Genomic DNA, 22660 nt, shown 5'->3' with positions numbered 1-22660 from the left:
GGGCTAAGCCAAATGCTATGAAAATAGCTGAGGGTTAGCCCTTTTTGTTTTAGTCATTCTAGTGTTTTCATCCAAGTTGCAAATTTTTTGGAGAAGCTTTACTCTTAAAGGTGAATTAAGCCATTTTTTAAATAGGGGGACTCCGTTTGAAGACATCAAGGCTTTTATGGGGGACAATTGGCCTCACGGCATCTCTGACAACGCTGCTTTTTATTGGCGGATTCCTGTATGCTTCCAATCAAATCCTATTCCCCCGTGCAGCTTCCAGTGATTTGAATATATCTAAACCTGCTGAGCAGAAAGACAAGCTTATTGAAGGAAAGGACAAGCTGAATATCGTTGCCCTTGGCGATTCATTATCTGCAGGAACCGGAGATGCGACAGGTAAAGGCTATGTCGGACAAGTCCGGGACAAGCTGGAGCAGCAAACAGGGAAGCCCGTTTTTGTCCTTAATAATTTGGCTATCCCCGGTTATACAACTAAGGAAGTTTTAACGGATCTGGGTTTGAAGAAAACGAAGGATGCGTTGGCCGAAGCGAATATAATTCTCCTGACGATAGGAGGAAATGATATTTTTCAAGGCGGAGCCGGTATTCTTAACGGTACGGATCTGCAGGAATTTAATGCAAAAGCCGCTGAAGACAGGATGGGACACGCTCTTGCGAATGTGGATAAAATTTTAGCCCAGGTGAATCAGGCCAATCCGAATGCGGTTATTTTTTATGTCGGTCTGTATCATCCTTTTTCCGATTTGGATCCCAAGAAGGAAGGCGACCTCGTTGTTCAAAAGTGGAACAGCAGGGTATTTACGATGACAAACCGTTATCCGAATATGGTACTGGTACCCATCTACGATCTATTTGAACGTAATTTACTCAAGTATTTATCGACCGATCATTTTCATCCGAATCAAGACGGCTATGCGCGTATAGCTGAACGGATCGCACAAATACTGAAATAGAAAGGAGACATTTATGCCTTTGACGCCCGCTGCTCCCGATACAACTATCGTGCTTTCGGTCAAAAATGTGAAAAAACGGATTAAAGATAAAGAAATCATCAAAGGCATCACCTTTGACGTATACGCCGGCGAAATCTTCGGTTTCCTCGGTCCAAACGGCTCCGGTAAAACGACCACCATCCGCATGCTGGTTGATTTGATTCGGCCGACTGAGGGCACGATTACGATATGCGGCTTCGATGTGCAGAAGCATCATAATGAAGCGCTGCAGTATGTAGGCTGCATCGTGGAAAATCCCGAGCTCTATTCCTATTTGACGGGATGGGAAAATCTGGAGCATTTTGCAAGAATGCTGCCTGATGTGGATGACAAACGGATTGAAGAGGTTGTTGCCATTGTCGGGATGAATCAACGCATTCATGATAAGGTGCGTACGTACTCACTGGGCATGAGGCAGCGGCTGGGTATCGCCCAGGCACTCCTTGGCAGGCCAAAGCTGCTTATTCTCGATGAGCCTACGAACGGACTTGATCCGCAGGGGATCAAAGAAATGCGGGAGTTCATTCGCATGCTGGCAGAAGGCGGTTTAAGTCTATTTGTTTCCAGTCATTTGCTCAGCGAAATTCAGCAGCTTTGTGACCGGGTTGCCATCATCAGTCATGGACAGGTCATACAGGTGGGCAAAGTGGATGAGCTGATCGATCAAGCCGGAGGCAAAGTGGTTTGGACTGTTGCTCCGGGTGAAGTCGCATTGAAGCTGATTCAAGAGTCACCCTATGTTCAAGCGATTGAGGAACAAAATACGGAGGATCAGATTGCCATAGGCAGCGCAAATAATATGAGTATCGTCACGCAAATGAATGTAGAGTCTGTTCCTGAGCTCAGCCGATTTCTAGTCGAGGCAGGCGTCAGCTTATTTTCAGTCGAAATTAAAAATCCAACGCTCGAAGATTTGTTCTTGAGCCTGACTGAGGGTGAAAGAATTGAATAATATGGTCGCTCTCGTCAAAAATGAATGCCTTAAAATGATCAAGAAAAAGCGTTTTTATGTCATTTTACTCATCCTGCTTGCGCTCATTCCCATGTTTACTTACGCGCAAATGCGGGTTTCCCAAAATACCCAGAAGCAGTTCGGCACCCAGGATTGGAGAGCCGTTCAGCGCCAACAAATCATCGATTGGCAAAAAACACTCAGCAGCCCGCGCACTCCGGAAGAATGGAAGCTGCAACTCAGGGCGAGAACCCAGATCGCGAATTATTATTTGGAAAAAAACGTCGATCCTTCATCGCCGAATGCGGTGACTTTTACCCGCGAGTTTGTGAAAAACGCAGTAGGATTATTCATCCCGCTGATCATTATGGTCATTTCTGCGGACATCGTATCATCTGAGCATTCTACGGGGACTATTAAATTATTGTTGACAAGACCCATAAGACGGTGGAAAATCCTAATGAGCAAGTTAATCACGCTGGTCTTGTTTACTTCGCTGACCATACTGTCTACAGGTGTGCTATGTTACCTCGTTTCAGGCATCGTTTTTGGCTTCGGCGGCTGGGACCTTCCAGTTTTCGTCGGTATAACAGCGAATGGATCCGATGTGGACTTCAGTCATGTCAGGGCTGTGGGGCAATGGCTTTTCATTATTATGGAATTCGGCCTCGTTTGGTTCTCAGCTTTGGTTGTGGCCCTCATGTCGCTGATGCTCTCAGTGCTTGTTCGATCAACTGCCGCAGGCATGGGCATTATGCTGGCCGTACTCATATCGGGTACGATCCTTTCGAACATGGTTTCCTCGTGGGAGACAGCGAAATATTTATTTATGGTCAATCTTGATTTGACCAGATATTTAACAGGAGCTAATCCGCCGATTAAAGGGATGGATTTGAGCTTCTCGCTCAGTGTGCTTGCTCTTTGGGCGATTGCCTCTTTAATCGTTTCCTTTACAGTCTTTACCCGGAAGGATATATTCAATTAACGAAGTAAATTTTCTACGAAAACTCTAAAGTAGATGCTTACGAAGTAAATTTTCTACGAAAATTCTAAGGTAGATGCTTACGAAGTAAATTTTCTACGAAAATTCTAAAGTAGATGCTTACGATGTAAGTTTTTCTACGAAAAACTCTGAGGAGGCGCTTTGATGGCCGAGCAGCTAGATATATTTACAAATCAAGGTGCCCTTGATGCGAATTATGGCGCTGATGAGATTCAGGTACTCGAAGGGCTGGTTGCAGTCCGCAAAAGACCGGGTATGTACATCGGCAGTACCAGTACATCTGGTCTTCACCATTTGATTTGGGAGATCGTGGATAACGCGGTCGACGAGCATCTTGCGAAATATTGCACCAAGATAGGGGTTATTATACATAAAGACCAATCTATTACTGTCACTGATAACGGACGCGGCATTCCTACTGGCATGCATAAGATTGGAATACCTACACCGCAGGTTGTATTCACGATTTTACATGCGGGCGGCAAGTTTGGCGGGGCCGGATATAAAAAATCAGGCGGCTTGCACGGAGTTGGTGCGTCGGTAACGAATGCGCTCTCCGAGTGGCTCGAAGTCGAGATCTATCGCGACGGAAAAATTCACAAGCAGCGCTTTGAATATTGGGTGGATGCTGACGGTAAAGAGCACGTTGGCGAGCCTGTAGGCGGACTTGAGATACTAGGCAATACGAACCGCACAGGAACCAAAGTGACGTTCAAGCCGGATCGGCGGGTATTTCAAAGCGGGATCACTATCAACTATGATTCCTTGTCAGAGCGGCTGCAAGAAATTGCTTTCCTTAACTCCGGTCTTCAAGTGAGCTTGAAGGACGAGCGAACCGATAATCAGGAAACCTTCCAATATGAGGGCGGAGCCAAGCAGTTCGTGGAATTCCTCAATGAGGATAAAACCGTGCTGCACAGCGTCATTCATTTTGCTTCCGAAAAGGACGATATCGAGGTTGAAGTGGCGCTCCAATATAACGATGGATATACTGAGACGCTCGCTTCCTTTGTCAATTCCATCCCAACGCGCGGCGGCGGAACGCATGAGACAGGCTTTAAGACGGCCTATACCCGTGTGATGAATGAATATGCCCGAAAAGCTGGACTGCTTAAAGAGAAAGATAAGAATCTCGATGGTACGGACCTGCGCGAGGGCATGATGGCCGTTATCAACATCAAGATGGGAGAGGTCGAATTCGTAGGCCAAACCAAGGACCAGCTTGGCAGCGCATCGGCTCGAGGTGCTGTCGATGCCATCGTGACCGATAAGATGAGCGTGTTTCTTGAAGAGAATCCGCAGGTTGGCCAGATGATGCTGAAGAAAGCCGTTCAGGCCTCCAAAGCGCGCGAAGCTGCACGTAAAGCCCGCGAGGAAATCCGCAGCGGCAAAAAGGGCCGCAGCGAAAGCTCGAACTTGAACGGGAAATTGACACCCGCTCAATCCAAGGATTTGATGAGCAATGAACTGTTTATCGTCGAAGGCGATTCTGCGGGAGGTTCAGCCAAGCAGGGCAGGGATTCTAAGCATCAAGCTATTCTTCCGCTCAAGGGCAAGCCGATGAATCCCGAGAAGGCTAAGCTGCTCGACGTTATGAAGAACGACGAATATAAGGCGATTATTGCGGCGATTGGTGCGGGCGTTGGGTCCGAGTTTGATTTGGATGAATGCAATTACGGCAAAATCATCATCATGACCGATGCCGACACCGATGGAGCGCACATTCAAGTGCTGCTGCTGACTTTCTTTTACCGCTATATGAAACAGCTGATTGACGGTGGTAAGGTATATATCGCCCAGCCGCCGCTGTTCAAGCTGACGAAAAAAGCGGGCAAGAACACTGCTGTTCGTTATGCCTGGACAGATGATCAGCTTGCGGCGATGACCAAGGAGTTCGGCAAACAAAGCGAGCTTCAACGCTACAAAGGTCTCGGCGAAATGAATCCTGATCAGCTGTGGGAAACCACGATGAATCCCGAATCCCGCACACTGCTTCAGGTGCAGATTGAAGACGCCGCGAAAGCGGAACGCAGGGTATCCACGCTTATGGGAGACAAAGTAGACCCGCGAAAGCGTTGGATTATTGAGAATGTAGACTTTACGGAATATGTGGAATGAGTGGTGACTGGAATTGAGCATACTTGAGCAGTTTTTACCCGCTTTTCTGGAAGAAATCGTAGGAGATCGATTCGGGCGTTATTCCAAATATATTATACAAGACAGGGCGATTCCGGATGTCCGGGATGGGCTGAAGCCTGTTCAGCGCAGAATTCTTTATGCGATGTACGATGCCGGCAATACGCCGGACAAGCCGTACCGCAAGTCGGCCAAAACCGTCGGGGATGTCATGGGGAATTATCACCCTCACGGAGATTCCTCCATCTACGAAGGCATGGTGCGGATGGCGCAGCCTTGGAAAATGGGCCACGTGCTCATCGACGGCCACGGCAACTGGGGTTCGCAGGATGATGATCCTGCAGCTGCCATGCGTTATACCGAAGCCCGCTTGTCTGAAATCGCGATGGAGCTGCTTCGCGATATTGAGAAGCGGACTGTGCAGTTCAAGGATAACTTCGACAATACGACCAAGGAACCTGTTGTGCTGCCATCGCGTTATCCGAACTTGCTGGTAAACGGAGTCAGCGGCATTTCTTCCGGCTTTGCCACGGAAATCCCGACGCATAACCTCCGAGAGGTCATTGACGCCTGCATCGCCTTGATCGATAGGCCGGACATCACGCTCGAAGAGCTGATGGGCATTATCAAAGGCCCCGATTTCCCGACAGGCGGGATCATTATGGGTGAGGATGGCATCCGCGAAGCTTATCAAACCGGCAAGGGGCGCATCCATATCCGCGCCAAGACGGCCATCGAAGATATGCGCGGCGGCAGACAGCAAATTGTGATAACCGAGATTCCTTATCAGGTCGTCAAATCTCGCCTCGTTACGGCAATGGAAAATATTCGGTTGGAGAAAAAGGTAGAGGGTATCGCCGAGGTTCGCGACGAAAGCGGACGCAACGGGCTGCGGATTGTCATCGAGCTGAAGAAAGAGGCAGACGCACAGGGTATACTTGCCTATTTGCTGAAAAAAACCGACCTGCAGGTCACTTACAATTTCAATATGGTCGCAATTGTCAACAAACATCCCAGACAGCTTGGGATCAAAGATATCCTTGAAGCCTACATCGAGCACCAGAAGGAAGTTGTAACCTTCCGCTCTCAGTATGAGCTGGAGAAAGCAGAAGACCGGGCACACGTGCTGGAAGGCCTCGTGAAGGCGCTCAATATCCTCGACGAGGTCATTGCCTGCATCAAAGCTTCCAAGAACAGGCAGGACGCGCAAAACAATCTCGTTGCTCAGTTCGGTTTTTCAGAGCGGCAAGCGGATGCCATTCTGGTGCTGCAGCTGTACCGTTTGACGAATTTGGAAATTCATTCGCTTGAAAAAGAGCTGAAGGATGTTGAGAAAACCATCGCTTATTTGCGCGGCATTCTCGGAAGCATCAAGAAGCTGCTTGGCGTCATTAAAGAGGAAATGGGCGAAATCCGCACCAAATATGGAATAGATCGTCGATCCGAGCTTCAAGGCGAAGTGGAGGAGCTTAAGGTGGGGTTGGAGGTTATGGTAACCTCTGAGGATGTGTTCGTTACGCTCTCGAACGAAGGCTACGTTAAGCGCACCAGCAAGCTCTCCTTTACGCGCTCCGGCGGGGAAATGGAAAGCACTGGCGTCAAAGAAGGTGATTTCATGCGCTTTCTGCTTGATGTCAACACCATTGAAAGCCTGCTGATTTTCACGAAGAGAGGCCAGTACTACCTCCTGCCTGTCCATCAAGTGCCTGAGTATAAATGGAAAGAGAACGGCACCGCGATTGTAAATGTGATTCCAATCGCCAAGGAGGACCGTATCGTCAATGTAATCCCTTTAAAGAACTTCGACGATCCAACCAAATCTTTAGTGTTTGTAACCCGCAAGGGACAAGTGAAGCGTACTGAGCTTAAAGAATACATGACCAACCGCTCCATCGGGATTGTCGCTTGCAAGCTGTCCGATCAGGATGAAGTGATTCATGTCCATCTGAGCGACAACACGAAGGAGATTCTGCTCGTCACCAAGCAGGGCATGAGCATTCGCTTCCGGGAAGAGGAAGTGAATCCAATGGGACGCGCGGCAGCTGGCGTTCGCGGCATTCAGCTGAAGGATGATGACGAGGTCATCGCCGCAGAGTGGATTTATGGGGACGAGGGCGAGGTGCTCGTGATTTCAGACCTTGGCTATGCCAAGCGTTCCTTGGTCGTGGATTACCCGATCCAGGGCCGCGGGGGCAAAGGCATCCTGACCTTCGAATTCAAGGAAGGCAAGCGGGTAAGGCCTAACGGCTCTATGCTGATCCGCACATTCATTGTGAAGATGGATTACATCATCACAGCCATTATGGCCAGCGGGGAGCGGATTCGCTTCTCCACCGAGACAGCTCCGCTCGAGGACCGCAAAGCGCCGGGCAGGCAGTTAATCACAGTCGGGAAAACCGATTCGATCGTCGATGTGCTTCGAGCCCCTTAATCATAACTGACGGACGGGGGATCCAGCTTATCGAGCAGCTGAACCACTATTTCCAATACGGCCCACAATGGCAACGGATCATCCATTCGATCCAGCCATTGCGGGTCTTTTAGTATGCCTAGAATTATCGCCTTTTCCCCGAGTTCTTGCTTCCATGCTTCCATATTGAAACGCTCCTTTAGCCTGACTTATAAAGCATTGTATGTGGGCTCAGCCGCAAAGGTTAAAAGCGCCTATTCTCGACAAAATTCCCATAAGAACGCGGGTTTTGTCTGAAAATATTAATGCCATTAACCTTTATATAATGCTATACTTTGAGGTAGATGCTGCGGAAAGAGAGGTTGTCTATGTATTCTCACGAATTCGGAAAAATATGGCTGAAATTGAGCAAGGAGTTAAAGTCGCAGATGGAAGCTCAGCTTGCGCCGACTTTGACGGAAGGACAGCTCAACGTATTGGAGCTGCTGATGGCAGGGGATCGGATGAAGCCTTCGGATTTGATCGAATTTCTTGCGACCACGCCCGCGGCGATCACGACATTGCTGGACCGCATGGAGAAGAGCGAGCTGATTGCCCGTGAACGCGACGAAAAGGATCGCCGCATCGTCTGGGTCAATGTGACGGACAAAGGAAAAGCGGAATGCGATAGAGGCGTGCGCATTCGGGAACTATTGCTGAATGCTTACCTGAATCGCGTTTCCGCCCATAATCAAAAGCTGCTGATCTATTTACTGGGAAAGGTCGCGAATTAATTCGGACCATAAGGACCAAGGATGCTGCTGAGGCGGCAGAGAGCTAAATTGTAAAGGCTCTTTGAGTGTGGGATGCTGGAAGGAAAGCCCGGTTGACCACAACGCCAGCTGCTGTCCAGGCTTATTCAAACCGGCCCCATAGCGCTGATCCCCGAATAGCGGGCAGCCGATGGCCGCAAGCTGGACTCGAATCTGATGGGAACGGCCGGTGTGCAGCTTGATCCTGATTAAGCTTAACCAATCGGAGCTGCCGAGAGTTTGGTAATCCAGTATGGCTTCTTTGGCTCCGGCTGCGCCTTCCCTTACAACATGAACGTTATTTTGGTTCGTATCCTTAAGAAGCCAATGAATCAGTGTATCCTCAGATTTCATCGGTTTACCGTGAACAACGGCTGCATAAGTTTTATCCGAATGACGGGTTCTTACTTCCTCAGATAATCTGGAAGCGGCTTTGGACGTTTTGGCAAAAACCATCACGCCTCCAACCGGACGATCCAGACGGTGCACCAAACCCAAATAAACATTTCCCGGTTTTTGATAGCGAACTTTAAGCTCGGCCTTCAGGGTGTTCAGCAAATCCGGGTCTCGGGAGTCATCCTCTTGAGTCGGCATATTGACCGGTTTCACAACAACAAGAATGTGGTTATCTTCATAGAGGACAGGAATGCCGGACATGCTTTATTCCTCCCAGCGTGCCAGGATACCGCAAGGCAATTTCATCCCGGAGTGTGTGATCGGCAAGCCGATTTCGCCGCTGGTGATGCTCCCTCCAAATTTAGGCTTCATGGCGATCGCCAGAATGTTTTGAAGCACTGTGGCCGAAATTCCGGTGGTATAGGAATTGATCAGGAGAAACAGCGGTTTATCGGATAAAATCGACATGCATGTCTGAATAAAGGGGAAGAGGTCATCCTCCAATTTCCAGGTCTCGCCATTCGGACCGCGCCCATAAGAAGGCGGATCCATAATGATGGCGTCATACTTGCTGCCGCGGCGCTGTTCCCGCTGCACGAATTTGAAGACATCATCGGTGATAAAACGAACAGGACGAGCACCAAGACCGGACAAATGGAGATTTTCTTTGGCCCATTGCACGACACCCTTGGATGCGTCGACATGGCATACCTCAGCCCCTGCATGTGCACAAGCTGTCGTTGCTCCGCCTGTGTAAGCAAAGAGGTTGAGCACTTTGATTGGCCTTCCGGCAGCTTCAATTTTATCCATCATCCATTTCCAATTGACGGCTTGCTCAGGGAAAAGGCCTGTGTGCTTAAAGCCAGTCGGCTTGATGTAAAAGGTAAGCTTCCGGTCATAGGTTATCGTCCAGCGTTCGGGAAGCTCTGTGCGATAAGCCCACTGGCCGCCTCCGCTTGAGCTTCGATGATACTGAGCATCGGCCTGCTGCCAGGATGGGGACTCTTTCTCCAGGGGCCATATTATCTGGGGATCGGGCCTTCTCAGGACAAAGGTGCCCCAGCGCTCAAGCTTCTCGCCGCCGCCGGTATCGAGCAATTCATAATCGGTCCAATCTTTTGCTTCAAACATGCTGCAATCCATCCTTCATTCTGAAATAGACATTATTCTATTCTACCTGATATCCAGTTTTATAATCAAACCTGGTAGCTCTTGCTCTACGAACGTTTGCAGTTTTGCCTTGGCAAGCTGAAGCATCAACGCCGGCTTGACCTGCTCCCAGGTTTTGACGGTTCTTGCTTCGACCTTCATCACATGGTAGCCAAAGCTGGTTTCCACCGGTTCGCTAATTTGGCCAATGGGCAGCTCAACCGCGGCTTTCTTGAAAGCTGGTACCCATGCGGAAACCTCGGCATCCTTGTATAATCCGCCTTGATCCTTAGAGCCTGGATCATCAGAGCTTTCCAGTGCTAGCTTGGCCCAGTCGCCGCCATTTTTAAGCTGAAGCGCAATTTCCTTTGCTTTGGCCAAAGCATCTGCCTTGGTACGAAGAGGCTGCCCTTGCGGGTCATTGATGGAGATCAAAATATGTCTCACCGATGCGACCGTATAGATGTCTTTATCCGCAGCCACATTGGCTTGAAACTTGGCTTTTAACTCGTCTTCTGTGATACTTGAATTAAGCAAGCTTGTCATTGCATAATTCTGGGCTAGAAACTGTTCAACATCCGATTCCGTAAGCTTCGCCGCCTGCAAAGATTGGCTCCACTTTTCGGTGTCCTGGGCTTTCCAGGCATTGATTTGCCCGGTTGCTTTGTCTTGGGCAGCCTTCAAATCGGCTTCGACAGCACGCGAGGCAAGAATCCGATTTCTGATCAGATCCTGGACTGCGGACTTGCGATACTCGGCACTGTCCTTTACAGATGCATAGCTCGGACTAAAAAATTGGGTGATCGCTTGGAAAGTGTCCAGCTGCTTCTTCGTAACCTGGCCGCCTTGGTAGGTTGCCACAATATGGGTCGGGTTATCGCCGATCCAAATCGTTTGGCTCGCCTCATCCCATTCAACCGGTTTACCGAGAGACTCGCTTACAAAGCGAATCGGTACGTATGTAGTGCCTTCATAAATAAAGCCTTTTCCTCCATCGACAGGCGCTTTTTCGACACCGTCAAACATATATTTGAGAGCTCTGAAAGCCACCTCAATCTGGGTTCCGGCTGCATAAGCGGCTGATCCGCTAATCAGGGTGCCAATGGTTAATCCAACGAGTAAACCTTTCATCTTGTCTTTCATTCTCTTTCATTCCACCTATTCTATTTGGGTATCATGTAAGTTTTCACCAGGAACGATTAAAATCCTTTTTTAGAGGTATGGAATAAAGGAATTCCGTGTCATTTGTTGTATTTTTACTCTAAGGATGATGCTTACGAAGTCAGTTTTGCTAACACAAAACTTTTAGGAGGGATGTTATGAAGGTGACGAGTATAGTTCCCAGCCCCGATGATTTGTACTTGCTTCATGAAGGATCCCTTTACCAAAGCTATAAACTTCTGGGCGCCCATCTCAGCAAGGATACAAAACAACCTGGGGTACGATTTACTGTGTGGGCGCCTAACGCAAGTGCTGTTAGGGTCGTTGGTGATTTTAACGGCTGGTCGGGCAGCGAGCATAACATGGCTCCATTAAGCACACTCGGTGTCTGGATGCTGTTCGTTCCCGAGGCCAAGGAATATGATCATTATAAATATGAAATTCACTCTCGAGACGGGCGGGTATTGACCAAAGCAGACCCTTATGCTTTTTATTCCGAGCTCAGGCCGGGCACAGCTTCAAGAATATATGATCTGGACGGCTATGAATGGAAGGATACAAAGTGGCAGAAGCAAAAAGAGAAAACATCCGTTTACCATAGCCCTCTTTCCATCTATGAAGTTCATTTGGGCACATGGAAAAAAGAGGAGCGGTTCAGTGATGTCCTGTATCCTTACAGGCAGCTCGCCGACGAGTTGGTTGATTATGTAGCAGATTTGGGCTACACCCACATTGAGCTGATGCCGCTTGCCGAGCATCCCTTTGACCGCTCTTGGGGATATCAAGCTACAGGCTACTACTCCGTAACCAGCAGGCACGGCTCACCCAAGGATTTCATGTATTTCGTGGACCGCTGCCATCAAAGAGGAATCGGCGTCATCATGGATTGGGTGCCGGGTCACTTTTGCAAAGACGATCACGGGCTGCGTCAATTTGACGGTGACCCGCTCTATGAATATGAGGATCCGTTGAAAGCAGAAAAGCCTGAATGGGGGACCTTGACATTTGATTTTGGCAGGCCGGAAGTGATCAGCTTTTTAATCTCGAACGCAGTCTTTTGGATGGATGTTTATCATATCGATGGTATAAGAGTGGATGCGGTTGCCAGCATGCTTTTGCTTAACTTCGGAAGATCCGGCGAAGCGCCGAAACTGACCAATCAATTCGGCGGTGATGACAATCCGGAGGCGGTTGCGCTGATTCGCAAGCTGAATCAAGTGATTTTCTCGAAATTCCCGAATGCCCTTATGATGGCGGAAGACTCTACCAATTGGCCTCTCGTTACAGCGCCTGTTCATGAAGGCGGACTTGGCTTTAATTACAAGTGGAATATGGGCTGGATGAACGATATGCTTCGCTATATGAAGCTCGATCCGATCGATCGAAGATGGCATCATAATCTGATCACCTTCTCTTTTATGTATACCTTCAATGAAAATTTCGTACTTCCTTTGTCGCATGATGAAGTCGTACACGGCAAGCGCTCCATGCTTCACAAAATGCCGGGCGACTATTGGCAAAAGTTCGCAAACCTGCGAGCCTTCTACGGATACATGACCGGCCACCCCGGGAAAAAGCTGCTTTTTATGGGCGGGGAATTCGGCCAGTTCGATGAGTGGAAGGATCTTGAGATGCTGGATTGGTTTTTGGTGGAAGAGTATGAGATGCACCGCAAGATGTTCAATTATGTGAACGCTTTGAATCAGTTTTACCGGAGTGAACCCGCGCTATGGGAATTCGATCATGATCCCCAAGGCTTTGAGTGGATTAATCCTCACGATGAGAGCCAAAGCGTGGTTACCTTTATGAGAAAAGGAAAATTACCGAAAGACGATCTCATTCTCGTATGTAATTTCACACCGGTTTATCATCCCGATTATCGCATTGGGGTACCCCGGCCGGGAAGCTATCAAGAAGTGTTCAACAGCGATTTGGAAGCCTATGGAGGATCTGGAAAGGCCAATATAGATAAGCTGACCAGTGTGAATGAGCAGTGGCAGCAATTTCCGTACAGTCTGGACATCCAGGTCCCGCCGCTTGCCGCAATCTATCTTAAATGTGAGACCAGGCCAACCAAGAAGGGGGAACGGAAAAATGCGAAGTAAAGAATGCGTGGCCATGCTCCTTGCGGGAGGAGAAGGAAAGAGATTAGGGGTGCTTACCAGTAATTTAGCCAAGCCGGCTGTTCATTTTGGGGGCAAATACCGAATTATTGATTTCACGCTCAGCAATTGCACAAACTCGGGAATTGATACAGTTGGGGTACTGACGCAGTACCAGCCTTTGGTGCTTAATTCTTATATTGGTATCGGGAGCTCATGGGATTTGGATCGAAAATACGGCGGAGTTACCGTACTTCCCCCGTTCATGGAGCAAAAAGGCGGCGATTGGTACAAAGGCACAGCGAATGCCATCTATCGCAATATCGGCTTTATCGAAAATTACGATCCCGAATATGTGTTAGTCATTTCAGGTGATCATATTTATAAAATGGATTACGATAAAATGTTAAATTTTCATAAGGAAAAGAAGGCGGATGCAACCATCGCCGTTATTGAAGTAAAATGGGAAGAAACCCATCGATTTGGTATTTTGACTGTGGATGACAAGCAAGAGATAGAGGAATTCAACGAAAAGCCGAAAGATGCCAAGAGCAATTTAGCGTCCATGGGCGTTTATATTTTCAGCTGGAAAGCATTGAAGGAATATTTGATCCGGGATGAAGAAAACCCTGATTCCAGCAAGGATTTTGGCAAGGACGTCATTCCTCTGATGCTGCAGGATCAAGCAAGATTGTTTGCCTATCCTTTCGAAGGGTACTGGAAAGATGTCGGGACCATCGAGAGCCTGTGGGAAGCCAATATGGATCTTCTCGATGAGAATAACGGGCTTAACCTCAACGATAAACAATGGCGCGTCTATTCCGTTAATCCGTATCAGCCGGCACAATATATTGCTCCCAACGCTATAGTGAAAAGCTCTCTGGTCAATGAGGGCTGCGCAGTTTTCGGTGAAGTCGAGCATTCGGTCCTGTTCTATGGTGTACACATTGGGGAAGGAACAGTCATCAAGGATTCTGTTATTATGCCTAATGCCAAGATCGGGAATCATGTAACGATCGTGAAATCGATCATCGGGGAAAACACGGTTGTAGAGGATGGAGCCACTGTTGGCGGCAATGGAGAAATCGTATTGATCGGCAGCAATGAGAGGGTTAAAGCAACTACAAATCAGAAGGGATGAGTTCAATGAAGAATGTGATGGGTGTCATTAATCTTGTGAATGAACCGGATGATTTGGAAGAGTTGACCTATTTCCGCAATCTGGCCTCGGTTCCTTTTGGCGGACGCTATCGTCTGATTGATTTTGTTTTGTCGAGTATGGTAAACTCCGGAATTGACAATGTGGCGGTCTTTACTCAGCATAAATATCGTTCCTTAATGGATCATCTGGGGTCCGGGAAACAGTGGGATCTCGACCGCAAGAGAGGCGGGCTGTTCGTATTGCCTTCCGTTTTGGATGAGCCGACTGGCATTTCCAGAGGCGACCTGTTTCAATTTTACAGCCATCGCGATTACTTTTATCGCGGTAAGGAAGAGTTTGTTATGATTACGCGCAGCCATATGGTTTGCAATGTGGATTACAGGGATGCCGTCCGTTATCACCAGGATATGCAAGCGGACATTACAGTTCTATACAAGCAAATTGATGAAGATGTAGCAGCCAAATTCCGCAGGCTTGCCGTAAAGGATGACGGAAGAGTTACGGTCATGGAGGATCACACGGGCAGGCTGCGTACGAATAACATTTCCATGGAAATGTTCATCATGAGCAAAGCGCTGTTGCTGGATATGGTGGAATCCTGCCTGGCACAGGGCTACGATCATTTGGTGCGGGACGGCATTATGAAAAACATCGACAAGCTCAGCGTATATGGTTACAAATTCGAAGGCCATCTGGGGATTGTCAATTCCGTTCAAGGCTATTATAAGCACAGCATGGAGCTTTTGAATCCAAATATATGGAGAGAGCTGTTTTTCCAGAAGAATCTCATCTATACCAAGGTCAAGGATGAGCCGCCTGCCCGCTATCTGGAAACTGCAGCCGCGAAAAACGCTCTGATTGCCAACGGTTGTATCATAGAGGGCAAGGTAGAGAACAGCATTCTATTCCGCGGTGTTAAAATTGGCAAAGGCGCCTATGTCAAAAACAGCATCATCCTGCAAAACTGTGAAATCGAAGAAAATGTAATCATTGAAAATGCCATTCTCGATAAGGATGTCTTTATCAGCCGCGGCCGAGTCCTTACCGGTGATCAAAAAACACCGTTCATTGCAGCCAAAACCAAGGTCATCTAAGCGGAAAAAGCCATGAAGGAGTGGAACGATGAACATCCTGTTTGCAGCTTCCGAAGCGGCACCTTTTGCTAAAACGGGCGGTTTGGCCGATGTGATTGGCTCTCTGCCCAAAGAGCTTAAGCGTCAGGGGATCGATGTCCGTGTCATTCTCCCCAAGTATGAGGATATTCCCCAGATTTATAAAGAAGGTATGCACACGATAGACTCGTTTGAAGTAACCCTGGGCTGGAGAAAGCAATATTTCGGCATCCAAACCTTGGAGTATGATGGAATTACCTTTTATTTTGCCGACAGCGAGTATTATTTCAAGCGCAGCGGTTTTTACGGATATGATGATGATGCGGAACGCTTTGCCTTCTTTTGCCGGGGTGTCATTGAAGCTTTGCCTTATTTGGACTTTCACCCTGACGTGATTCATTGCCATGATTGGCAGACGGCCATGATTCCTGTCCTGCTCAAGGCTCACTACAGCCATTTCCCGTTTTATGAAAATATGAAGACCATGCTGACGATTCATAATCTGAAATATCAAGGTATTTTCGGACGCCAGACGCTGCAGGATTTATTTGGCCTCACCGATGATTATTTTACGGGAACAGCTTTGGAGCTGCATGGCGGGGCCAGCTTTCTTAAGGGTGGATTGAACTTTGCGGATCGCATCACCACTGTAAGCCAAACGTATGCAGAAGAAATTCAGACTCCTTATTTTGGCGAAAATTTGGACAGCCTGCTTCGTCATAGATGCGGCAGTTTGAGCGGGATTGTCAATGGGATTGACTATGAATCCTTTGATCCGATGAATGATTCCCAGCTGGTCGTTAACTATAAGGATTCCTTGTCCAAAAAGCAGCAAAATAAGCTCGCCTTGCAAGAACGGCTCGGCCTTCCAGTAGATGAGACTATTCCCATGATAGCCTTGGTGACACGATTGGTTCAGCAGAAGGGACTCGATCTGATTCAGCACGTTTTGCCTGAGCTGCTCTCTATTAGAGCCCAATGGGTCATTCTGGGAACTGGCGAGTACCGATATGAACAGCTGCTTCGCGATACAGCGCATGCCCAGCCGGATAAAGTTGCCGCACTCATCACATTCGATGACGGACTTGCCCGACAAATTTACGCTTCGTCGGATTTCTTCCTTATGCCTTCCCAATTTGAGCCTTGCGGGATTGGACAATTGATCGCGCTGCGCTACAAATCGATCCCGATCGTGAGAGAAACCGGGGGCTTGAAAGATACGGTTCAACCTTTCAATGAATTTACAGGCGAAGGGACAGGCTTTAGCTTCAGCAATTACAATGCACATGACCTGCTGTATACCGTTCGCCGTGCGATTGGCTTCTACGAGCATGATCGCGGTTCCTGGCTCCGGCTGCATCAGAATGTCAGAAAGAGCGACTTCAGCTGGAAGAAGTCCGCTCAACAGTACATCTCTTTGTATGAAGAGATGACACATTAGAACTCAAAAAAAAGAGCTGAGGACGGTGGATCCTCGGCTCGGTTATGTCATTAGTTGGATATATACACATACTTCCATGTTGTATTTCGTCCCGTTTTGGGACAAACGGGGAAGGGTTCTCCCTGTCTGAGATCCATCAATTCTCCATCCGGATCTCCGTACATGCCTGCTTCGGTTACGGTATCGCCTGTTTTGTGCTCATGATTCGCAGATCTCCAAGAGGTATGATCATCATTCACTGGACAATTGGAGAACAATTCACCTTCGCGAAAATCCTTGGGCACACCTTTTTCACATATATAAGTTCCGGTTTCCGGCACAAGCTCATTCGTCATATGAAACTTCTTAATCGTTTTCATTTCACTCATCCTCTCAACATTCAGAGTGGGAAAGATGCTTGCGTATTATCTATTACCCTAATTATAAGGGAGTTAATCATTGACTTTTAATTGGCTTAATTCTAGACTCGATAAGTCACCACTTTATTAATAGAAAGAGGAGAGGGCCTTTTGAAAACCAACGCCAAAAAAGCAACTCGCAGAGAGCAGCGCATTCAGCAAGCCAAGCATCAAACTCGCATGAGGAGGTTAATTTGGATAACCGCAGCAGCCGTGATTATCATCATTGCTGTCATTGCAATAGCGCAAAATAAGCCGAAACCGTTAGATATCGCATATGACAAGCTTCCGGTTTTGGGAAATATCAACGCACCGGTGAAAATTGTTGAGCTTGGGGACTATAAATGCCCTACCTGCCAGTTTTTCAGTCAGCAAGTCGAGCCTCAATTGAAGAAGGATTTTATCGATACCGGCAAAGCGTCCTTTTACTTTATGAATTTTACGATTATTGGTCCTGATTCCAATACGGCCGCTTTAGCTGCTCAAGCTGTGTTCCATCAGAACAACGATGAGTTTTGGAAATTTTACGATGCAGTCTATAAAAATCAAGGGAATGAAAAGATTCAATGGGCTACACCTCAGTTCCTGACGGATCTCGCCAAAAAAGAAGGAATCAAGGTCGATTATGATAAGCTGCTGAAGGACATCAACGCCAAGACATATCAAAGCGAAGTCGACGAGCATAACGCTTTCGCGGCCAAAAATCAGCTCAACAGCACACCGACCCTTTTCATCAACGGCCAAAAATATACGGGATCCCTCGACTATAATGCAATCAAGTCAGCGATTGAACAAGCGCAAAAGGGGAGTTAACCGCAATGAAATTGCTTTCCTTTTGCAGAACGTACAGCCTGTATCTGGCTTGGGTCGTTTCACTTGTTGCCGTGTCAGGCAGCTTGTTTCTCAGTGACTATATGGGCTTTGAGCCATGTAAGCTGTGTTGGTTTCAGCGAATTTTTATGTATCCGCAGGCCATTCTGCTGGCAATTGCGTGCTACAAAAACGACCGTAGACAGATTCCTTACCTGCTTCCGCTTAGCGTCATCGGCGGCTCAATATCCCTGTACCATTATGCGGAGCAAAAGATTCCAGGTCTCGCCAAGCTGCTTCCTTGCACCTCCGGGGTGCCTTGTAATCAGGACTATATCAATTGGCTTGGTTTTATCACGATTCCGTTCCTGGCGCTTATTGCCTTTATTTTGATTATTGTTCTGCTCTGGATAGGTCGATCCGAATCAAGTATGGATGTAGAAGTTGAAGAAGGAGATTGAGTATGAATAGTCAAATTGAAATCAAACAGGTTGAAACCATGGAGAATCAAACCTTATCGTTCTTATCTGATCTTTTAATTAAAGTTGTAAATGATGGCGCATCAATTGGCTTTTTGCCGCCATTACAGCAGGACGCAGCCGTTGATTATTGGAAAGAAGTGATCAACCCCGGAGTCATTTTATGGTCAGCGGTTTGTGATGGAATCATAGCTGGAACCATTCAATTGCATTTGGTTTTAAAGCAAAATGGGTCCCATCGCGCAGAAGTAGCCAAATTAATGGTAGACCCCGCCTATCGAAGAAAAGGGATTGCACAGATGTTAATGCAAACTGCGGAGGAATTTGCAAGATCAGAGGGGCGAAGCTTGTTAGTTCTGGACACCAGAACCGGGGATCCTTCGAATATTTTATATAAATCACGAGGATACATAGAAGTCGGGCAAATCCCGAATTATGCACTTTCCGTGAATGGACAAATGGATGGGACCACTATTTATTACAAGCAGTTATTTTGAGAAAAGTATTTTAATTTCGAAAATATAATCAGGCCTAACCTCAGCAGGTTAGGCCTTTTTGTGATCCATTTTAATGAATCGGCATCTAAATAATCTCATCAATAATTCCCAGATTTAATGCTTCCTCCGGATCTATGAACCAATCGCGCTGATGTTCCTGAACGCTTTTTAGATCATCTATTCGGAGTTTAGTTTTGGATAATAAATGCTGATCGTAGATCCCTTGCAATCTTTGCACTTCATCCAGCCGAGTCTTCAAGTGTTCCAGGTGGCCGCCGATATGATTGGAGACAGAATGATACATAAACGTACTCAATTTGCCTGCGAACCTCTTATGACCGCTAACCGCGATAAGTAAACCCATGCTCGCTGCAAGACCATGCACATGTGTATAAACAGGTGTCCTGCTATTTACGATCACATTAATCAGTCCAAGCCCGTCGTACACATTGCCGCCATTGCTGTTAATAATAAGGTCAATCGGTATTCGCTTATATTCTTTCTCTCTTCTATCGATGTCATCGTCGATTTTGTTGAGTTTTACAATACTTTCAACAACGGCTTTTACTGTTGTTTTATCAATCGAATCAAATAAATATAACGTTCTATCGCTCATTTATGAACCTCCAGTCTCTCGACTTAACGGTACATTAATGTATTCCGCCCTTTAAAACTATGTATCCGGTAAAAAGCCCTTTTTCGTCTCGACAATTATCGGATGAAATAGAGTTGACAAATTTAATCGTAATATTTATTATTAAACATGTAATAATTACGATTTACAAGAAAGGATTGTAAATTCAGTGAAGGAATAGGGATGTGACTACATGTTTCATTATGCTTTTATGTATCATGCTTTTTTAGCGGGGACGATCATTGCAATTATGTGTGGGGTCATAGGCGTCTTTGTCATTGCAAGAAGCAGCTCTTTTCTTGCCCATACCTTTTCTCATATCGGATTTTCTGGCTCAGCTTTTGCTGTGTATATGGGCTTCAACCCGTTAAATGGATTTCTTCTCTTTACCGTAGCAAGCAGTATTGTGATCGGTCAAATGGGAGTGAAGGTGTTTAGAAGAGATGTCTCTATAAGTGTAGTTTTAAGTATATTTCTCGGCCTCGGGCTTCTGTTTTTGTCCCTCTCGTCAAAGCAGGCTAATTCAATGTCTGCTCTGCTGTTTGGCAATATCCTTGGAATCAGCTTAGACGCGGTCTGGCAAATTTTATACTTGTCTGCCGGGGTCCTGGTTGTGTTGGCTGTCGGTTATAAAATGCTGACGTTTGATTCGTTCGATCCCATCGGCGCACAAGCAGCAGGATTGCCGCTTCAATTCATCTCTATCGGGTTTTTAGTTGTGCTGGCTGTTGCCACAGCAGAAGCCTCTCAAGTAGTAGGGGCTCTTATGGTATTTACGCTGATGACAATTCCTGCAGCGGCTGCTCGTAATTTTACTCATTCGTTGGGACGCATGATTTTTTATTCGATCTTGATTGCCCTTATCGGGATGTGGCTGGGATTAACGCTTGGTTACTATACCAACCTTCCGATCAGTTTTTTGATCTCGGGAATTGAGGGAGCGATTTATTTTTTATCACTAGGTTGGTGCTTTGTTCTTGCAGGAACGAAACCGACAGAAACAGTTTCCAGGGTGCAAGCCCAATCATTTTTGAACAAATCAAGTTTATAATATCTATCTACATAGATCCGTTTGGAGGAAAAAAGTAACCATGAATAACAAGTCGTTGAACAAAATCCCGCTTAAAGCAAGCTGCATCGCCCTATCCTTCTTATTTCTGCTATCGGCTTGCGGGGGATCTGCGTCACCTAACTCGGCTTCATCCTCTGCTCAAACTGTATCCACCGCAAAGATAAAAATCACCGCAGCGGAAAATTTTTATGGAGAAGCAGCCAAAGCTGTCGGCGGTGACCGTGTAGAAGTCACCTCAGTTCTTAACAATCCAAGTGTTGATCCGCATGATTATGAACCCACTCCGGATGTGGCAAGAACCGTTAGTAATTCCAAAATAATTGTGTTGAACGGCGTCGGGTATGATGAGTGGATGGAGAAGCTTGTAAATGCTGACCCTGCCTCAAAATCGAAGTCAGTCATCAAAGTAGCTGATGATGTAATGGGAAAAAAAGCAGGGGATAATCCACATGTCTGGTATGACCCCGAAACCATGCCCAAATTGGCTAATAAAATTGCTGATGAACTGACGAAGCTGGATCCAAGCGGGGATCAAAATTTTCATAAAAATGCGCAAGCGTATATAACTTCCCTGGATTCGATCAAAGCTAAGATTCAGAAGCTAAAACAATCCGGCGCCAAAATTGCTGTATCGGAAACCATCTTTGATTACATGGCTGCCGCGATGAATCTAACCATCAATAACACAAAATTCGGTAAAGCGATTAATGACGGTAATGACCCTTCACCTGCGGATATCGCTCAAATGCAAGAAGACATTAAAAGCAAAGCCGTGAAGTTATTCGTATATGATATTCAAAATACAAGTCCCACGGTCGATAATATCGTAAAAATGGCGAAATCATCTGGTGTTCCTATTGTAGAAGTAACGGAGACAGAACCAGAAGGAAAAAACTATGTAAAATGGATGACAGATATTTTAGATAATATCGGTAAGGCGTTAGGTATTCAATAAAAGAAGAAGTGAGATAAACCTTCCGGATTCAGTTCCGGAAGGCTTTTTTCTCACCAACCATAATCAAGCGTGGAGAGGAAGCAGCGCTTGAAAAGTCACTGCAACACCAAGACCAAGAATCAGCAATGAGGAGAGCAAGTTTAAAGAACGTACAAATCCAATGCGGTCCATCATTTTGACTGTTTTTCCGGCGTGAACGATAAGAATGCCGATCATCGACATTGTGACAGCACTTCCGAGCGAGAAGGCGGAGACCAGCACGAGACCGAGCGAAATTTGGTCTGCTGTTAGCGAAGCGAGGAATATCGCCATCGCGCTGGGGCATGGAATCAACCCGGTTAACAAGCCTACTGTTACAATTCCGGCTAGCGAGGACGGCTTCTCCTGATGGTGGTGATGATGGTGATGATGTTCGTGGTGGTGATGCTCATGGATGGCGTCATGGTTCGCCGATAGCTTTCCTATGGAAACCATGCGGGGTCTAACATGGCGATACAAGATTCGCGCTCCGATGATTGTAATCAAAACCCCGGATAACAACTCCAGCCAGCGAGTCAAGCTATCGGGTGCGAGCAGCTTGATTGCAGAAGTTGCGGCCACGGACAAGATGACGATCGAAAACGTATGGGTGATGGAAGAGACTAAGCCAAGCAGTACGGCATCTCTTGTTTTCCCGCGCGTTGCAATCAAATACGCGGAAATCACTCCTTTGCCGTGACCGGGCTCCAGCGAGTGAAGAGCGCCGAGTCCGATAGCCGCGGGAATAGACAATATAAGATCCATGACAGTTTCACCTCCTGTTCATCTTATGCGGACGAGCGAGAGGACTTGTCACCTTTATCGTAAAATTTGTTAGCAAAGCATGGCTAACCCTTGACAGTCATTATTCGACCAGAGTATATTTAAACAAATATCGTAATTTTTACTATTACGAAGCACCAAGAGAATTTTGCCGTTTACGGTTCCAAGGAAACCGTGAATGCGGCGCTGGAACAGTTA

The 22660-nt window shown here is 46.9% G+C and carries 22 protein-coding genes; 15 read left to right on the top strand and 7 right to left on the bottom strand.

All coding sequences use genetic code 11. From position 1 onward, the window contains the following. Positions 1-146: 146 nt before the first annotated feature. From BLV33_RS06505 to gyrA, 5 genes are all read left to right on the top strand, one after another. On the top strand, positions 147-962 hold the full coding sequence (locus BLV33_RS06505; protein WP_090789364.1) for a GDSL-type esterase/lipase family protein: 816 nt from the start codon (positions 147-149) through the stop codon (positions 960-962). Positions 963-975: 13 nt separating this feature from the next. Then, on the top strand, positions 976-1953 hold the full coding sequence (locus BLV33_RS06500; protein ID WP_090789362.1) for an ABC transporter ATP-binding protein: 978 nt from the start codon (positions 976-978) through the stop codon (positions 1951-1953). Beyond that, positions 1946-2938, top strand: a complete 993-nt coding sequence (locus BLV33_RS06495) for an ABC transporter permease (RefSeq protein WP_090789360.1) — start codon at positions 1946-1948, stop codon at positions 2936-2938. Before BLV33_RS06500 ends, BLV33_RS06495 begins: the two co-directional genes overlap by 8 nt. A gap of 162 nt (positions 2939-3100) precedes the next feature. After that, complete coding sequence (gene parE, locus BLV33_RS06490; RefSeq protein ID WP_090789359.1) at positions 3101-5074, top strand: DNA topoisomerase IV subunit B; 1974 nt, start codon at positions 3101-3103, stop codon at positions 5072-5074. 13 nt (positions 5075-5087) lie between these two features. Continuing rightward, the gene (gene gyrA / locus BLV33_RS06485; protein ID WP_090789357.1) at positions 5088-7523 is read left to right on the top strand and encodes a DNA gyrase subunit A; all 2436 of its coding nucleotides are present in this window, start codon (positions 5088-5090) and stop codon (positions 7521-7523) included. On the opposite strand, the gene BLV33_RS29215 is transcribed toward gyrA, so the two are convergent. Then, the gene (locus BLV33_RS29215; RefSeq protein ID WP_171909036.1) at positions 7520-7687 is read right to left on the bottom strand and encodes a hypothetical protein; all 168 of its coding nucleotides are present in this window, start codon (positions 7685-7687) and stop codon (positions 7520-7522) included. The two genes, gyrA and BLV33_RS29215, sit on opposite strands and share 4 nt — an antisense overlap. 183 nt (positions 7688-7870) lie before the next feature. Between BLV33_RS29215 and BLV33_RS06480 the strand changes: the two genes are divergently transcribed. Further along, positions 7871-8275, top strand: a complete 405-nt coding sequence (locus BLV33_RS06480) for a MarR family winged helix-turn-helix transcriptional regulator (RefSeq protein ID WP_090789355.1) — start codon at positions 7871-7873, stop codon at positions 8273-8275. Here BLV33_RS06480 and BLV33_RS06475 read toward each other — a convergent pair. From BLV33_RS06475 to BLV33_RS06465, 3 genes are read right to left on the bottom strand one after another with little or no spacing between them, the layout of a single operon-like run. Further along, entirely contained in the window at positions 8252-8950 is a 699-nt protein-coding gene (locus tag BLV33_RS06475; protein WP_090789353.1) for an RluA family pseudouridine synthase, read from the bottom strand. The two genes, BLV33_RS06480 and BLV33_RS06475, sit on opposite strands and share 24 nt — an antisense overlap. 3 nt (positions 8951-8953) lie before the next feature. Next, on the bottom strand, positions 8954-9820 hold the full coding sequence (locus BLV33_RS06470; RefSeq protein WP_090789351.1) for a class I SAM-dependent methyltransferase: 867 nt from the start codon (positions 9818-9820) through the stop codon (positions 8954-8956). Positions 9821-9862: 42 nt separating this feature from the next. After that, on the bottom strand, positions 9863-10981 hold the full coding sequence (locus tag BLV33_RS06465; protein WP_090789349.1) for a peptidylprolyl isomerase: 1119 nt from the start codon (positions 10979-10981) through the stop codon (positions 9863-9865). 176 nt (positions 10982-11157) lie between these two features. Between BLV33_RS06465 and glgB the strand changes: the two genes are divergently transcribed. From glgB to glgA, 4 genes are read left to right on the top strand one after another with little or no spacing between them, the layout of a single operon-like run. After that, positions 11158-13104 carry a 1,4-alpha-glucan branching protein GlgB gene (glgB, locus tag BLV33_RS06460; protein WP_139305698.1) on the top strand — a complete coding sequence of 649 codons (1947 nt, stop codon included), beginning with the start codon at positions 11158-11160 and terminating at the stop codon, positions 13102-13104. Further along, positions 13094-14242, top strand: coding sequence for a glucose-1-phosphate adenylyltransferase (locus BLV33_RS06455; protein ID WP_090789346.1), 1149 nt, complete (start codon positions 13094-13096; stop codon positions 14240-14242). The genes glgB and BLV33_RS06455 overlap by 11 nt, the downstream gene beginning before the upstream one ends. Positions 14243-14247: 5 nt before the next feature. After that, on the top strand, positions 14248-15357 hold the full coding sequence (glgD, locus tag BLV33_RS06450; protein ID WP_090789344.1) for a glucose-1-phosphate adenylyltransferase subunit GlgD: 1110 nt from the start codon (positions 14248-14250) through the stop codon (positions 15355-15357). 28 nt (positions 15358-15385) lie between these two features. After that, positions 15386-16816 carry a glycogen synthase GlgA gene (glgA, locus tag BLV33_RS06445; RefSeq protein WP_090789343.1) on the top strand — a complete coding sequence of 477 codons (1431 nt, stop codon included), beginning with the start codon at positions 15386-15388 and terminating at the stop codon, positions 16814-16816. A gap of 50 nt (positions 16817-16866) precedes the next feature. Here the strand turns inward: glgA and BLV33_RS06440 are convergent, their stop codons facing one another. Next, complete coding sequence (locus tag BLV33_RS06440; RefSeq protein WP_090789341.1) at positions 16867-17175, bottom strand: hypothetical protein; 309 nt, start codon at positions 17173-17175, stop codon at positions 16867-16869. Between the two features lie 150 nt (positions 17176-17325). On the opposite strand from BLV33_RS06440, the gene BLV33_RS06435 reads away from it, so the two are divergent. Genes BLV33_RS06435 through BLV33_RS06425 form a run of 3 tightly spaced genes read left to right on the top strand, consistent with a single transcriptional unit; the run spans position 17326 to position 19000 of the window. Next, positions 17326-18027 (top strand): DsbA family protein, encoded by a 702-nt coding sequence (locus BLV33_RS06435; protein ID WP_253186990.1) that lies wholly within the window; start codon positions 17326-17328, stop codon positions 18025-18027. 5 nt (positions 18028-18032) lie between these two features. Further along, entirely contained in the window at positions 18033-18485 is a 453-nt protein-coding gene (locus BLV33_RS06430; RefSeq protein ID WP_090789339.1) for a disulfide oxidoreductase, read from the top strand. A 2-nt stretch (positions 18486-18487) separates the two neighbouring features. Then, positions 18488-19000, top strand: coding sequence for a GNAT family N-acetyltransferase (locus BLV33_RS06425; protein ID WP_090789337.1), 513 nt, complete (start codon positions 18488-18490; stop codon positions 18998-19000). An 85-nt stretch (positions 19001-19085) separates the two neighbouring features. Here the strand turns inward: BLV33_RS06425 and BLV33_RS06420 are convergent, their stop codons facing one another. Beyond that, positions 19086-19616, bottom strand: coding sequence for an ATP-dependent Clp protease proteolytic subunit (locus BLV33_RS06420; protein ID WP_090789335.1), 531 nt, complete (start codon positions 19614-19616; stop codon positions 19086-19088). 211 nt (positions 19617-19827) lie between these two features. Between BLV33_RS06420 and BLV33_RS06415 the strand changes: the two genes are divergently transcribed. Beyond that, on the top strand, positions 19828-20685 hold the full coding sequence (locus tag BLV33_RS06415) for a metal ABC transporter permease (protein WP_090789333.1): 858 nt from the start codon (positions 19828-19830) through the stop codon (positions 20683-20685). A gap of 40 nt (positions 20686-20725) precedes the next feature. Further along, a complete protein-coding gene (locus tag BLV33_RS06410) occupies positions 20726-21661 on the top strand; it encodes a metal ABC transporter solute-binding protein, Zn/Mn family (RefSeq protein ID WP_090789331.1) in 936 nt (311 codons plus the stop codon). A 63-nt stretch (positions 21662-21724) separates the two neighbouring features. Here the strand turns inward: BLV33_RS06410 and BLV33_RS06405 are convergent, their stop codons facing one another. After that, complete coding sequence (locus tag BLV33_RS06405) at positions 21725-22444, bottom strand: HoxN/HupN/NixA family nickel/cobalt transporter (protein WP_090789330.1); 720 nt, start codon at positions 22442-22444, stop codon at positions 21725-21727. Positions 22445-22660: the final 216 nt, after the last annotated feature.

The organism is Paenibacillus sp. GP183, from assembly GCF_900104695.1.
GTDB lineage: Bacteria > Bacillota > Bacilli > Paenibacillales > NBRC-103111 > Paenibacillus_AI.
Note: the sequence above shows the minus strand (reverse complement) of the source record. Positions and strands in the feature narration are given on the sequence as shown.